Annotated in this window: 16 protein-coding genes and 1 pseudogene; 14 read left to right on the top strand and 3 right to left on the bottom strand. The window is 74.6% G+C overall.

Annotated features, from left to right (window positions below):
- The 6 genes and pseudogenes from PSQ21_RS37740 to PSQ21_RS37715 all read left to right on the top strand — a co-directional run.
- Positions 1 to 1,398, top strand: a pseudogene (locus tag PSQ21_RS37740) (hypothetical protein); the annotation flags it as partial.
- 193 nt (positions 1,399 to 1,591) lie between these two features.
- Positions 1,592 to 3,553, top strand: a complete 1,962-nt coding sequence (locus PSQ21_RS37735) for a hypothetical protein (protein ID WP_274036772.1) — start codon at positions 1,592 to 1,594, stop codon at positions 3,551 to 3,553.
- 129 nt (positions 3,554 to 3,682) lie between these two features.
- A complete protein-coding gene (locus PSQ21_RS37730) occupies positions 3,683 to 4,045 on the top strand; it encodes a hypothetical protein (protein ID WP_274036771.1) in 363 nt (120 codons plus the stop codon).
- 447 nt (positions 4,046 to 4,492) lie between these two features.
- A complete protein-coding gene (locus PSQ21_RS37725; RefSeq protein ID WP_274036770.1) occupies positions 4,493 to 4,693 on the top strand; it encodes a hypothetical protein in 201 nt (66 codons plus the stop codon).
- 66 nt (positions 4,694 to 4,759) lie between these two features.
- A complete protein-coding gene (locus PSQ21_RS37720; protein ID WP_274036769.1) occupies positions 4,760 to 5,008 on the top strand; it encodes a hypothetical protein in 249 nt (82 codons plus the stop codon).
- A 52-nt stretch (positions 5,009 to 5,060) separates the two neighbouring features.
- Complete coding sequence (locus PSQ21_RS37715) at positions 5,061 to 5,339, top strand: hypothetical protein (protein WP_274036768.1); 279 nt, start codon at positions 5,061 to 5,063, stop codon at positions 5,337 to 5,339.
- A 363-nt stretch (positions 5,340 to 5,702) separates the two neighbouring features.
- Here PSQ21_RS37715 and PSQ21_RS37710 read toward each other — a convergent pair whose 3' ends face one another.
- The gene (locus PSQ21_RS37710) at positions 5,703 to 6,353 is read right to left on the bottom strand and encodes a hypothetical protein (protein ID WP_274036767.1); all 651 of its coding nucleotides are present in this window, start codon (positions 6,351 to 6,353) and stop codon (positions 5,703 to 5,705) included.
- Between the two features lie 628 nt (positions 6,354 to 6,981).
- On the opposite strand from PSQ21_RS37710, the gene PSQ21_RS37705 reads away from it, so the two are divergent.
- The 3 genes from PSQ21_RS37705 to PSQ21_RS37695 all read left to right on the top strand — a co-directional run bounded on the left by PSQ21_RS37705 (position 6,982) and on the right by PSQ21_RS37695 (position 8,405).
- Positions 6,982 to 7,308, top strand: coding sequence for a hypothetical protein (locus PSQ21_RS37705; RefSeq protein WP_274036766.1), 327 nt, complete (start codon positions 6,982 to 6,984; stop codon positions 7,306 to 7,308).
- Positions 7,309 to 7,372: 64 nt separating this feature from the next.
- The gene (locus PSQ21_RS37700) at positions 7,373 to 7,738 is read left to right on the top strand and encodes a hypothetical protein (RefSeq protein ID WP_274036765.1); all 366 of its coding nucleotides are present in this window, start codon (positions 7,373 to 7,375) and stop codon (positions 7,736 to 7,738) included.
- 79 nt (positions 7,739 to 7,817) lie between these two features.
- On the top strand, positions 7,818 to 8,405 hold the full coding sequence (locus PSQ21_RS37695) for a hypothetical protein (RefSeq protein ID WP_274036764.1): 588 nt from the start codon (positions 7,818 to 7,820) through the stop codon (positions 8,403 to 8,405).
- Between the two features lie 583 nt (positions 8,406 to 8,988).
- On the opposite strand, the gene PSQ21_RS37690 is transcribed toward PSQ21_RS37695, so the two are convergent.
- Positions 8,989 to 9,945, bottom strand: coding sequence for a transcriptional regulator (locus PSQ21_RS37690; protein ID WP_274036763.1), 957 nt, complete (start codon positions 9,943 to 9,945; stop codon positions 8,989 to 8,991).
- Positions 9,946 to 10,186: 241 nt separating this feature from the next.
- On the opposite strand from PSQ21_RS37690, the gene PSQ21_RS37685 reads away from it, so the two are divergent.
- On the top strand, positions 10,187 to 10,720 hold the full coding sequence (locus PSQ21_RS37685) for a hypothetical protein (protein WP_274036762.1): 534 nt from the start codon (positions 10,187 to 10,189) through the stop codon (positions 10,718 to 10,720).
- Positions 10,721 to 10,794: 74 nt separating this feature from the next.
- Here the strand turns inward: PSQ21_RS37685 and PSQ21_RS37680 are convergent, their stop codons facing one another.
- A complete protein-coding gene (locus PSQ21_RS37680) occupies positions 10,795 to 10,971 on the bottom strand; it encodes a hypothetical protein (RefSeq protein ID WP_274036761.1) in 177 nt (58 codons plus the stop codon).
- A gap of 696 nt (positions 10,972 to 11,667) precedes the next feature.
- On the opposite strand from PSQ21_RS37680, the gene PSQ21_RS37675 reads away from it, so the two are divergent.
- The 4 genes from PSQ21_RS37675 to PSQ21_RS37660 all read left to right on the top strand — a co-directional run bounded on the left by PSQ21_RS37675 (position 11,668) and on the right by PSQ21_RS37660 (position 13,732).
- Positions 11,668 to 11,937: a hypothetical protein gene (locus tag PSQ21_RS37675; RefSeq protein WP_274036760.1), complete on the top strand. Its 270-nt coding sequence runs from the start codon at positions 11,668 to 11,670 to the stop codon at positions 11,935 to 11,937.
- Positions 11,938 to 12,196: 259 nt separating this feature from the next.
- Positions 12,197 to 12,325 carry a hypothetical protein gene (locus tag PSQ21_RS37670; protein WP_274036759.1) on the top strand — a complete coding sequence of 43 codons (129 nt, stop codon included), beginning with the start codon at positions 12,197 to 12,199 and terminating at the stop codon, positions 12,323 to 12,325.
- Between the two features lie 143 nt (positions 12,326 to 12,468).
- Entirely contained in the window at positions 12,469 to 12,828 is a 360-nt protein-coding gene (locus PSQ21_RS37665; protein WP_274036758.1) for a hypothetical protein, read from the top strand.
- A gap of 223 nt (positions 12,829 to 13,051) precedes the next feature.
- The gene (locus PSQ21_RS37660; protein ID WP_274036757.1) at positions 13,052 to 13,732 is read left to right on the top strand and encodes a hypothetical protein; all 681 of its coding nucleotides are present in this window, start codon (positions 13,052 to 13,054) and stop codon (positions 13,730 to 13,732) included.
- Positions 13,733 to 13,899: the final 167 nt, after the last annotated feature.

Genomic DNA, 13,899 nt, shown 5'->3' with positions numbered 1-13,899 from the left:
AAGAAGGGCGCCCGCGGCTGCCTGGTCGACGCCACCGTCTGGAGCGCCGCCGACCACCGCAAGGTGCGCACCCTGCGCGCGATCAACGCCGCCATCGGCACCCTGGGGCACGCCTCCGCCAAGTACGCCCGCGACGCTGCGCCCCTCCCCGAGGACATCGTCGACACCCCGCACGCCGTGTTCGTCGACGGCCACCAGGTCCACGCGGGCATCCCGGCCGAGCACGTCCGCACCATCGTGAAGAACCGCCGCTTCCGGGGCTGGACGTTCCACCAGGACGACGAGAACGCCATCTGCATTGAGGGCCGCCGCTACGTCCCGGTGCAGCCGGCCCCCGCCGAGGAGACACCGGCCCCGGCCGCCGACGAGCGCCAGCACGTCCGGATCACCAACGACGGCCCCGCCGAGATCATCCCGACCCGTGAGGCCCTGGACGAGATCAACGCCGCGATGATGCAGCCGGAGGTGAAGCGCACCGTCAAGCGCATGTCGGCGAGCCAGTCGACCGCCCACATCGTCTACCGCGACGGCCGGACCGTGTACCTGCGCCCCGCTACCCCCGGCGACGTGTTCCCCACCCCGGCGGAGCGCCCCACGGACGCCGAACTCACCGGCGACATCGACGCCGGACTTGCCGACTACTACGCCGAGACCTTCCCCGCCATCGCCGACGGCTCCGCGCTCCCCGTCCGCGCCGACATGATCCGCCCCGGCATGGAGGTGATCGCGGCCCACCTGGACGAGACCCGCACCGTCTCCGCCGTCACGGCCTTCGTCGGCCCCGGCGCGCCCTGGGTCCGCCCCACCTGGACGTTCCGCAGCCACGACGAGAGCACCACCGGCAGCACCTTCCCCCCGGAGATGCACCTGATGGTTACCCGCGCCTCCCTGGACGCCGTGTTCGGCCCCGCCCCCGCCGAGGACACCGCCCCCGCCGCTCCGGCCACGCCGGTCGCCCGTCCGGCCGCCGAGGTTCTCGCGGCCGACCCGATCCCCGCCGAGGCGTCCGTCCTCAAGGGGATGCCCGGCCGCGAGATCACCCGCGAGGAGCTGCGCACCCTCCGGGACGTCCTCGTCCACACCGACTACGTCGTACAGCTCCGGGACTCCGGCGCGTGGATCCTGCCCAACCACGACGACCACGCCGACATCACCCGCGGCAGCGTCGCCGTGGTGCTCCGCCGGATGCTCGACAACGCCCCCGGGCGCGCCCGCACCACGCTGGACACCGACGGCACCGTGTACGTGTCCAACGGTCGCCAGGCCGCCCGGTACATCCCCGCCGCCCTGATCACCGACCACTCCACCGAGTTCTGCCCCGGCTGTCACACCCCGTACGCCGCGAACGGGGACGGCCCCTGCAAGCGGACCCGCGCCGCCGAGCTCGTCCAGGTCTGACCCGCCCGGCGCCGCCCGGCCGGTCGGGTCGGGCGGCGCCCTCGAGCCCCCGTACGCGCACGCGTGCGTGTGGACGGTCCAGAAAGTCCAGAAACCGCGTCAGCTTCCCCTCTGGAGGCGACGTAAGCCGCGTGCGCGCGGCCCCTGCCCGGCGAGAGCACGCCGGACCGAACCACGAAGCGAGGAACCCCTGATGTCGACTCCCACGGAGCGCGCCGACGAGCTGGCCCGTCTGGTCATCGCCGCTGCCCAGCAGGACAACGGCTGTGTCGTGACCAGTGGCCTGGTGGACACCGTGACGAAGATGCACGCCGACACGGAGCACGGGAAGGCGAACCCGGCATCCGTGCGCCGGCTGATCCGAGCGCGGGCCGCGGCCGAGGGTGTCCGCGTCGTCCTGACCGACGTTGAGCGGTACTGGGCGATCCGGGAGCAGCTCCACCACATGGGCGGCGACCAGGTGCACGCGCTGCGCGACAGCATCGCCGACGGTGGCGACTACGACCCCCGCGCGAATGACGCCGCGCTGATCGACGCCATCTCCGTACGCCTGTCGAACCGTTTCCCCCCGCGGCGTCTGGACGGGGTCGAGCCGGTCTCCATCTCCCTGTGGCACGAGCCGGAGCCGGACGGGGTCGGATCCCTCCCGCAGTACGCGGAGCTGCCGGGCGTGGGCGAGGCCCTTGGGGTCCTGCGGTCCGCCGGGGTGCGGGTGGCGACGGTTCCCGGGCGCAAGATGCTGTATCGGGAGTGGCACAGCCCGGAGGGACCGCAGGGCGCGTTCGTGAGGCCCCACGCGGGCCGGACGCTGGAAGTCGCCTGGTTCATCGACGGGGCGCAGGAGGAGCGGGGCATGCGGTCCCGGGACACGCGCACTCTGCGGGATGCGCGTAACCAGGCCCTTGACGACATCGCCGAGGCGTTCCGCGGGGCGGGCTGGACGGTGTGGCGGGTGGAGAGCCGCAACACGGCGACACGGCGCGGTCTCCGCGTGGACGTGACGCCCCCGGCCGAGAAGGAGCCGGCCGCCGTCATCTCCGAGGAGGAAGCCGACGCCCTGGTGGCTGAGTTCGGCATCGGCGAGGGCGACCTGGCCGAAGCCGTGTACGACGCGGCCAACGAGGACGGGGCCGACGAGTACAACGGCGGTGCACACCCGGAGCTGAGCGATGACGACGCGTACGAGGAGGTCCACGGCGTGGCCGACGTACGGGCGAGCAGCGTGAACAACCAGGGTGCAGCCGGGCAGGTGCAGTTCCTGGGCGAGTTCTGCGGGAACGTCGAGGCTCTCCGCTCCCTGCTCGGGGATGTGAAGGGCCAGCCGAAGCCCCCGGCGGACGACAAGGCCCGTCGCCGTGCGGTGGGGTTCGCTGCGAAGTGGTGGGCGGAGCAGCACACCGAGGAGCCGTCCGACGAGGCACTGCGTGCGACGTTCGCCCACTGCGTGAAGCGGCCCGGGGCGGAGCTGTACCCGGTGATCCGGGAGGCCATCGCCGCGGAGATGCCCCCGGCCGCCGCCGCGCCCCTGTTCACCGCGCTCGCCGCGCACGAGGCCGTCAGGGACGCGTCTCTCAGCCAGTCCCCGCGTGACCTGCACACGGTCGCCTGTCACATGGAGACGCTGCCCCTGGCCGCGCCCCTCGGGCTGCACCCGGAGATTCGGGAGGCACGGGACGCCGCCGAGGAGGCGTGGGAGGCCCTGCGCACCGCCGACAGCCTCACCACCCGCAACGCCGCCCACGCCAAGGCGCGTACGGCCGTGGAGCGGGCCCGTGCGGTGATCTTGACCGTCGCTCCGCACGCTCACCGGATGCACGGCACGGACATGCCCGCCACGGCCGAGGGGATCCGCGCCGCGGCCCTGGCGTACAACGCGGTCGACGGTGTGCCCGAGGAGCTGTCCGCCGTCGAGAGCGGCACGCCCACCGTGCGCGTGCACTGCCGCAGCGACTCCGGCACCGGCTGGACCGTCACCGCGACGATCACCGCCGGGGTGGACTCGTCCGTCGGGCACATCCCCGCGCACCCGCCCATCGTCGTGAAGTTCCGCAAGCGGGACGGCCGCCTGGACGCCGCCGCCAACGCCCGGCGGGTGTTCGGCGCCCTGTTCCGCGTGGACGTCCCCGTCGAGTACGTCGCCGACCGCCGCCCCTGATCCGTACGGTGCCGTCCGGCCGACGTCGGGCGGCACCCCAGAAACCCCTCTGCCGCCCTGTCAGCGGTTCCCCGGCCTCGTGCTGCGCCGGGGCGCTGCGGGGCGCCCCTAGAAAGGCTCCAGCCCGTCATGCCCCTGCCCCCGTGGCTCCTCTCTCGCCTCCCCAGCGAGTCGCCCACCCGTGGGTTCGTCGCGTTCACCGATGCGGTGGCCCGACTGCTGGAGCTGCCGCCCGCACCCGCGGCCGAGGTGTACGAGCGCCGGTACGACACGGACCGCGTCTGGATGGTCTGGCGCTTCAAGAACGGCGGCGCGTCCCTGTTCCTGGAGAGGCCCTACGGGGAGTTCCGCGAAGGCGTGACCGTGAACCTCCAGTGGCACCACTCGCCGAATCCGGAAGTGGTGGCCGCGATGATCCAGGCGTACGTGCGCCGAGGACGTCGCGAGCAGCGCCGCCCGTGCTGGCTGGCCCGTCTGCTGCGCTGGCACTGAGCGCCGGCCCCGATCCCGTGGGCCGGTCCCCCCGTCGCGGAGAGCACCGCCGCACCACGAAGGAGAAAGCGCATGAGCGCCGGGCGACGGAGCACCACGACGTGGCGTGGACTCTGGCCGACGTCCACGGCCACTTCCACGGTCCCCGCCAGCACCCCGGGTCCGGGCTCCCCGCGCACCTGCCCGCCATGGAGATCGCCACCGGCCGGGCGGCAGCTTCTTCGCCCTCACCCCGCAGGTGCCGAACGGCGCCTGACCGCGACGGGCGCCGCCGCAGGTGGGCGCCCCATACCGCGTCCCACCCATGCCCGCTACGCCACCTGCGCACCCGCACCCCACCCCCGACCCTCATTGTCCATTAAGACTTGCATCCGCGCCGCACGCAATGTACAGTCTTAATAGACAACAGGGGCGGGTCGGAAGGCACGCGGACGTAAGGAGCGGCGCATGACGAACGACCTCGGAATCCTCAACGGCATCCGCGCCGCACCCCTCCCCGCGTGCGACCTCGGGTACTACGGCTGCGAGGGCACGGCTGTCGAGCGCCTCCCGCACCCGACGGGCGCGGCGCTGGGCGAAGAGGACTGGCCCGACGTCTGGGTCTGCGGCGGGAACTGCGTCTGGAACGCGACGCGCGACGCGGCGTAGCCCCCACGGCCCGGCTCCGCCGGGCCCCTCATCCCCCAACTTCCCCCTGCTGCAAGGAGATCCGTCGTGCACCTGAGCTTCGCGGCCATGGCCCTGTACCTGTCGATGTACGACACCGGCACTCTCGTCACCCCGTACGAGGCGCAGCAGGTCCGGGCCGAGGCCGTGGCCCGCTGGGGGTACGACGGACTGCGCGCCGAGTGCGTCAAGCGGGCGCTGTTCTGTGCCGCCGCCGAGCCGGACGCCCACAGTGACCGGGGCGAATGGGCCCGGGCCGCCGCCGCGTTCGTCGAGGAGCCCTACGAGACACCTTGAACACCCGCACGAGAACCCGCCCACCGGCACCCCTGGAAAGAAGGGCCCGACCATGACCGCTCCCCGCCCCACCCTCGTCGACCTGGCCGAAGCGGTCGTCGAGGAGATCGACCAGATGCGCCAGGAACCGGCCCCCGGCACCTCGTGGTCCGCAGAGGACGAACGGAGCGCCGGGCTGACGCTCTCCGACGCGGCCGAGAGCCTCGTTCAGGAACTGCGCCGCCAGGGGCTGCTGACGGAGCGGCGGCCCGAGCCCGCGCGGCGCCCCGGGCTCTCCCCCGCCGAACGTCACCTTCTCCGCACCTTCGGCCCCCCGGTCCTCGGCCTCTGACCCCGCCCGGGCTCGCCTGCTGCACCAGGCTTGGGCACCCGGACGCCCGGCGGCCGCCGCTCGGACCGGCGCCGGCCTGAAGGCGCCCCGGTCCGCAGCGCGTGAGGCGGCGCCGCCGTCCCTGCGCCGGAGGCCCGGAGCCCCGCCGGCGCCTTCTGGCCGCGGCTCCCGCGCGGAGGCGCCGGACGTCCTCGCCCGCGAGCGCACGGCCACCCGCGCCCGATGGCCGCGTCGCGGTCGTGAACGTGCCCTGATCTCGTTCCGGTGGGGCGCGGAGGGCGTCCGGAGCGGGAGCTGGTCACGTGGGCGCGGGCCGGGGACACGTTCGCCGGGTGGGGCCCCTTTCTGTTCCGGGCGGCCGGGTCAGAGGAGACCGAGGGTGGGGAGCAGGCCCCAGCCCACGTGGCGGATGGGCCAGCTGATCTCGGTACCGGCGGGGCGCCAGTGGTTAGCGAGGCGGGCGTGCTGGGGAGCGAGCGTGACCGTCATCTCGGTGCGCCAGTTCCTGAACCGGTCGCGCTTGGCGTCCGGGTTGTTCACGGTCATCTGTACGCCGAGGCTGTCGACGACCCGGTCTCCGGCCTGCACCCCTTCGAGGAGAGCCGCCTCGACGTAGACCTTGGCGTTGAGGAACTGCTCGTAGAAGGCCTGGCGACGCTGGATGGCCCGCCGGACGCGGCCGGTCGGGTCGTCTGCCGCGCGGTCGTGGAGGCGCAGGAGCTCGCGGTAGTTGCGGAGATAGGCAGTGCGCCGGGCAGCCGGGGCGCCCGGGGTGGAGAGCATGTCGGTGACTTCGAGGCGCAGGGTGTCGTAGATCGACGCCCGGTGGATCGGGTAGAGGCAGAGCGCGACGTCCACTCCGAAGGGCGTGGCGTAGACGCGCTGGACAGTGGATCGGCTCCCCCGGCGGCCTCGTACGGACCGGCCGAGCCAGGGTGAATCGGTCACGGGCTGCAGCTCGGCGTTGAGGAGATGCTCGTAGGGGTCCAGGTCACCGGGCTGAAGCGGGCTCACGGGGCCTCCGTCGGGGGGTCGGATTCAGTCACGTTTTCGTCTATTAAGACTGCACATGATGCGCGAACACTTGTACAGTCTTAATAGACGCAAGAGTCACCCGCCCCGTACGGCACAGCCCCCGGCGCCGCCCGGGCGCCCGGCGCTTCGCCGGTCGCGACGCCGCGCGTGCCCCTCCGGCGCACCATCGGCGTCGCCCCGCCAGGGCGCGGCGAGGAGGTGCTGCACTCCTGCCCGCCGCCGACCCGCACGCCGCCTTCAGTCCCCTTCGAACCCGAGGCGTACGCCGCCGACCCGGCATCACGGCGGGCGCGCCGCGGGCCCGGCGCCGGGCCCGACATTCCCGCGTTCGCGCGGGGTTCGGCGGCGTGCCGCCGAGGCGCCCGGACCGCCCCGCACCCGTCCGCGCCCGGTGCGCGATCGGCGGCCCCCGCGGCCGCGTCCCGGCCGCCTCTGGTCCGGCCGCGGCGCAGGGGCGGACCCCGACGCGATCGTCTATTAAGACTTGCGCTCCCATCATGCGACATGTACAGTCTTAATAGACATATGGCGCGCCGAGATGCCTGCGGAGCCCTGAACGCCCGAACGGGAGCCGCTGCCCGGCACACCAGGAAAGAAGGACCTGATCATGACAGCCGCCTCCTACGGGACAGTCCGGTACCACCTCGGCAAGGTCTTCGACCTGAGCCGGACGTCGACCGGCCGCCGCTCGGGGCGGCGCTGGTCCGAGGGTGCACAGGTCCGCACCTCGTACACGCACGGCGTGATCGTCGACTACGTGGAGAGCCACGCCGCGTGGGGCTCGGACGGCTCGCTCCGGAAGAAGAAGCTGGAGGCCGTCCGCGAGCACCTGGAGCAGCGGTTCACCGTGCGGGAGCACCCCGCCGGGGACGGACGCCTCATCGTCTCGGACTCCCCCGCGCCCGCCGTCACCACGCGAAGCGCCGCCGCCTGATCCTCCGCCCGGCCCTGCGTGGCCGGGCCCCGCCACCGCCGCACAGCACACCCCAGGGAGACCCGTGAACACCCCTACGCTCACCCGCCGTTCAGCCCCGCAGACGCACGAGCCCGCCACGGGCTCGACGTCCGCCTTCGCCGCGGCCCCCGTCCCCGGCTTCGAGCGGGAGCAGTGGACGACCTTCCACGCCAGCCGGCTCACGGTGGGGGACGTCTTCGGCACCCACCGGGCCGCCCCGCACCGCCCGGCGGTCCTCACCGCGATGACGGTCACCCCCGCCCCGGGCGAGTGGGACCGCCTCTCGGGCACCGGCCAGTACCTCGACACGGGTGAGGAGTTCGCGTTCGAGTACCGGGCGAACACACCAGTCACCGTCCGGTGCGACCTCCGGTACGCCGTGGAAGCGGCGCATCCGGCAACTGGATGACCGTGTCCCCCGGCCCGGGTGTCCACCGGTCCGTTGCCATACTCTCGGCCGTGATTGCTATAAGAGACAGGATGGAACGTTGAGCACACCCGACCAGCCGGACATCGACCTGACCCTGCGCCGGGAGCCCCTGAGCCTGGCCGACATCGGCCGGGCGTTCGGGCTCTCCTCGCGCGGCACGGTGCACCGGTGGCACAAGCCCCCGGGCCAGAGCGCGATGGACGGCAAGCCGCCCGCCACCAAGCCCGCCCTGCACGCCGTCGCCGAGGCCCTCGGCACCCCCCTGGACCCCGCCCTGACGGCCAGTACGCGGCCGCGCTTCCCCGTCGACGTCGTCCTCGCCCTGGGCAAGGCGCTGGGGTACCTCGACGCCGACGGGCGCATCGTCGAGGCGCTCCGCTCCAAGGGACGCGGGCGCTGGCTCCCCGCCGCTCCCACCATCGACCCCGCCACCGGGAAGCGGCGCGTCTACACCAACCACCTCGCCGCCACCCTCGGCGTCGACAACGAGACCATCGAACGCCGCCTGACCCGGGGGACGCTCACCAAGCCGGACGGCACCGACGAACTCGACCGCAACTTCTGGTGGGCCCCGACCGCCAACACCGTCCTCATCGACGAGGCGCAGCGCCGGGACGAGAAGCCGGACACCACCCAGTTCTTCTGACCCCCGCGAATCCCACACCGGACGAGGAGACGTGATGGCCGGCGACCAGCGCTACGAGGCCAGGGTCACCGACCTGGAGGCCGACACGTAGACGGCCCGCACCTTCGGCAGCCCCTACGAGGCCGCCGGACACCTGGGCGCGGACCTCACCGCCGCCGGCTACGAAGCGGAGAAGAGCTGGGGAATCCGCCTCGCCGAAGGGGAAGCGATCCAGCACCACCACAGCCGGTACGAGGTGCTGGAGACGACCCGCACCCCCTGAGCGGCGCCCCGGGCCCGAACGGCTCTCGCACCCGTACGAGCTCGCAAGGAACGGCGCTCGGCGGGGGTGCGCGGAGCGCGTCGCCGGGCACCATCCCGCTTCCGCTGCGCGCCCTCGCCGACGGACGCGAGGCGAGGATTCCCGCCGAGCCCGGCGACGGTGCCTCGTGGACTTCACCCCGTGCGCCCAGCCGCCGGCGCGGGCACCCGGCGCCCCGAGGTCCCCTGACGCCGCACGGGGCCGCCTCCTCACCTCGGTAGGCGCCCGCCCCGCGGTCCCGAGCCCGCCAGCGGCCGGGGCATCAACGGCTCCCTTCGCAGCTCACACAGGGGACACCACGGTGCGGGCCACGAAGCCGCCCAGGCCCGGCAGTCCAGGGCGCAGCCCGGCGACGTGCGCGGTCAGCGCGCGGACCGCGGGCCGGCGGGCCTCCAGCGGGGCGGCGGCCTCGACCAGGCGCAGCTGGGCGAAGGCGCCGGCCGCGTCGCCGGCGTCGAGCAGGACGCGGGCGGTGTCGGTGGCGGCGCGGGCGCGGCGCTCGGCGGTGAGCAGACAGTCGGGGCGCAGCCGGCGGGCGTGGGCGAGGGCGGTGTCGACGTCGCCGAGGTGACGGTGGATCCCGATCCCGTAGAGGGCGCACTGGCCGGCGGTCAGCTCCCGGGGGCGGCCGGGGGTGTGCGGGTGGCGGGCGAGACGGAGGGTGTCCTCCTCGGCCCGGGCGGCGAAGTCACGGGCGAGGTCCGGCTGGTGTGCCTGGGCCGCGGTGTAGGCGGCGGTGAGCCCAGCCAGGCCCGCCGCCTCCAGCTCGGCGGCGGTGGGCCGGGCGCCGGCCAGCAGGTGGGCGCGCGCCTCGGCAAGCAGGAGCAGGGCCTCGTCGGTGTGGCCGGTGCGGCGCAGCGGGGGCGCGGCCGCGCGGGCCGCGGCGGCGAGCACCACCGGATCGCCGGAGCGCCGGGCCGCGGCGCCGGCCCGCTCCGCGAAGGCGCCGGCGGGGCCGGTGCGGCCCTGCTTGACGGCGAGCTGGGAGGCGAGCACCCACACACCGGCCGCGCGGGCGGCGCCCGCCGGGCCCCGCTCGGCGCTGCGCGCGGCGGCGGCCAGGAGCAGCGGCAGCACCTCGCCGAGCCGCGTGTAGGCGCCGGCGGCGAACAGCCGGCGGGCGCCGGCGACGTCGCCGGCGGACAGTCCCGGCTCCGCGGCCGCCCACGCCGGAACCGGCCCGCCGGCCACACCGGCTCCCAGGGCAACTCCCGCCACCAGCACGCTCCGTCGCTTCACACCCGCCCCTTTCCGATCCGAGCCCGCGCGGCCGACCGCGCGGGCTCGTCACGACGCTACGGATGGCTGGGCCGACCTGACAGGGCGCGCACCGGGCCGCGCGCGCCCCCGCCGTGGCCCACTCCGGGACGCCGGACCTGCCCAGGCGGGGCGGGATGCCCGTACGGGGGCCGTGACCGGGCGGCCGGCTCGTCGTTGAGGATGCGGAGTTCTGCCCACCTGCCCGCCGCTGGAGTTGCCCGTGCCGGTCCTCACGGCCCCGCCCCCGACCGCACGCCCAGCTCTCGCGCCCACCGGGAGCCGCGGCCCGGTCGAACAGGCCGTCGTGGCCGGCGCGGTCGCCGCGGCCGGGCCCGAGACGCTGGTGCGCACCGACGTGCCCCAGCCCGACGGCTCGGTACGCCTGTACGCGGCCTGGACCGAGGGGGGCGGGCCCCTGGCCGACCGCATCGACCGCATCGCCCTCGCGCGCGGGCTGGACGCCTGGTCCTGGGTCGAGGTCCTCGCCCACAACCAGCACACCACCCACCGCGGCCGGATCGAGGTACGCACCCACCCGCTGCGGCAGATCCTCGCCGACGTCGAACGCGGCCACCGCGGCAACGAGGAGTACCGCAACAGCCTCGCCCGGCTGCTGGCCGACGACGCCGAGCGGTCCGGCCGCCCGCCGCTGCCCGCGCCGGGCCTCCCGGCCTGGGTGGGCGTCGGCCCCCGGCTGTGGCACAGCTACGCGGGAGACGGCATCGTCGTCGAGCGGCAATGGCTCGGCCGCTGAGAAGACCCCCACGATGCCCGCGACGTCCGGCGCGATGACCCCCGGCACCCCGCCGAGCGGTGCCTCCGCCCGCGTCAGGAGCTCCTGACCGAGCCCGGGATCAACTGCGCGCGGATACGGCGCAGCGGTGTCGCGGCCGCCCGCGCCGCCCCCGTCACCCCGGCCTCGCGGGCACGGGCGGCCAGCAGCGGGAGCGCCTGGCGCAGCCCGCCGTACTCCACCACGGTGAACAGCCCCCGTGCTGCCGCCACTTCCCCCTCTCGCAACCGCTCACCGCCGGACAGCGCCCCTGCCGGCAACCGCCCCGTCGCTGGGAGCACTGCGCCCAGCACCACCACCGGTGCGAGGTGCTGGAGACGCCCCAAACCCCCTGAGCGGCGCCCGGCGCAGGTGCCCGTGGAGCCCGGGCGGGAGGCGTAACGCGCCACCGGTCCGGCAGCCCCGCGCCGGCCTCCACCCGCACCCCGCCGAGCGGGTCCGCGGCCCGGCGCCGCCCGGCCCTCGTCGGCGAACGTGCGGCCGGGGACACCCCTCGGGCGCAGCGGCACGCCGCCGTGGGCTTCGCCAACGGCGCCCAGCTCACCGCTTCCCGAGACCAGCCCGCCGGCGCCCCCTTCCCTCGCCTCCGCGACGCGGCGCCCCCTGCTCGGCAGACGTCCGCCCTGCGATCACGAGCCCGCCCAACACCCCCGCAGCCGCCCCTTGGGCCCGTACGTCGGTCGGTCATGTCCTTCGCCGAGCCCGCCGCCCGGGACCTGTCCACCAGGGCCCACACCTCCACCCCTCTCGTCTATTAAGACTTGCAAAAGAGCCCCCACATTACGTACAGTCTTAATAGACAAAAGAGCGGGCCGGAACGGCCCGGCGACCCGATCGCGCCGCCCCGCACACCCAAGCGTCACGGCGGCCCGGCAGACACCACCCCGCACAGAACGGAGCGCCGACCGATGGAGACCATCACGCAGCCCGACACCGCCCCCCTCTGGCAGAACCTCAAGGGCGCCTTGAACGCGCTCGTCGCCGCCGGCGTCCACCCCGACTTCCACGACCGCTACGGCACCGCCAACAACTGGCAGCACCAGCCGTACGCCTCCAGCAGTAACGGCGACGGGCCCTGGGTGGTCTTCGACCTGCGCGAACGCGTGTACACCGTCACGACGCGCGAACGCACCCTCGCCGGGGAGCGCCCCCGGCCCCGGCGCCGCAAGCGCCGCTGACCCCCGCACGGGCCGTCCACCCCCTCGACTCCCGCCGTGATCCGCGTACGCGCCGCCACCCGGCCCGCAGCCCCCGGGCCGCGAGTCCGGGAACAGCCCGGCTTCACCACCACCGTTCAGCCCCCGCCCGCGGACCGCCAGGAGACCCCGTGCTGAACCCCGGCCCGACTTCCGCCGGATCACCTGCCCCGACGGCCGCTGGGGCACGATCACCCTCGCCTCCGACACGGCTCGGTTCCAGTGCAGCCGCCTGCGCCGGGTGATCCACAGCTTCCCGGTCGGCCACCGCGACTTCGCCACGCGCGATCGCGCGGAGATCCCCGTCGAGCCCGGCGAGCGCGTCGTCATCGTGGACTTCACGCCCTTCGCCCAGCTCACCACGGTCTGACCGCCCCGGCCCGCACCACCGCGCCGGGGGACCGCCGGAGCCGCCGTACGGCACGTCTCTCGCACCGCACAAGACCGCCTCCTCCCCCAGCAGACGCCCGGCCCGGCGCTGATCGCGCCAACACCCCCAAGGAGCCACCCCGCATGGGCCCGTACGCCAGCCCCGACCAGCCCCGCCGCACCCCCGCCGTCGACACGCTGCGCGCGCTCGTCCCCGACAGCGCCGACGTGATACGCGTCCGCGCCGCGACCCCGACCGCCGCCACCAGCTGGGCATGGACCCGCGCCGAGGTACTCGGCGCCTACCAGTGGCCGCCCTACGAAGGCGAACCGCTGCACTCCCTCGACCACCCCGTCGACGACAGCACGCACGCCAGCCTGACCGTCTGCGAATTCCTCACCACCCACCAGCACGCCGCCAGCCTCGACCGCGCCGGTGATGCCACGTACACGTTCAGCGTCCGCCTCAGCCGCCCCCGGTGGGAGGACTGGGTCGACGCGTGAGCGCCCCGCCCCGGCCGGGCCCCGTACTCGTGCCGGGGCGGGGCCACTACGATGGCCGTGCACCAAGGGCAACCGCGCCGCGCCCGGTCCACCACCACCTCGACGCCCACACCGTCGCCAGGGGACCAAGACGTCTGAGACTCGCGCGAGCAACTCGTCATGCCCTCCCTCCCGGACGGCCGACGCGTGTGGGGCACCCGGCCGACGAAGGACGCGAGAGACCATGACCCACCGCAACAACCGCCAGCAGGACCGCGCCGTACGCGCGTACAAGCGCACCCACCCCGGCATCACCCTGGAACAGGCCCGGCGCGAGGTTGCCGCCCGCGCCGAGCAGCAGCAGGGCCTCCCGGCCCGGATCCCCGCCGCTCCTCTCCCCCGGCCCGCCGAGCGGCTCGACGCCTACGTGAAACGCGTCGCCGCAGCCGCCGGAGTCCAGCAGCACCGCGCGATGGAACTCCTGGGCCTTCAGCCCGGCACCTCGGCCACCGGCCGCCTGGACGACCTCGCCGAGGGCCTGGACGACCACACCGTCCGGGCCCTCGTCGCCGCCACCGGCATGACCGCCGACCAGGCCCGCGCCCTGACCGCCCCGCCCACCGCCGCCGCCCGGATCCCGCACCTGGAGGACCTCTCGCGCCGGCTCCTGGCCGAGAAGCACATCAAGCCCGGAGGCACGGGCAAAACCCGTACCAGTGCAGGGGACTTCGCCCGGCTCCTCGCCGAAGCGAACGGGCCCCGGGCCCTCCCGGTCGACCTGTCCGCTGGCCAGATGGACTCCTACAGGCCCGTCATCGTCGATCTGGACTGGCCGTTCGACACCCCCAGGCCCGTCGACCCCGACGTGTTCGACGAGGTCGCCCGCGCTCTCGGGATCGAGCAGGACACGCCGCGGGAGGCATAGCGGCCGGGCGGCCCGGGCCCCGGGCGGCCGGAACCCTCGCAGGCCGCCCCGGAGGCCACCGGCCGGGCCGGGGCGCAGCGTTACCGGCCGGCCCGGTGTTCAGTCTCAGTAAAGGCGGCGAATCGCCTGCCGAATCTGGCGAGCCCAGCGGTGCGGAGGCCATCGGC

The sequence above is a fragment of the Streptomyces sp. MMBL 11-1 genome, assembly GCF_028622875.1.
In the GTDB taxonomy this organism is placed as follows: Bacteria; Actinomycetota; Actinomycetes; order Streptomycetales; family Streptomycetaceae; genus Streptomyces.
Note: the sequence above shows the minus strand (reverse complement) of the source record. Positions and strands in the feature narration are given on the sequence as shown.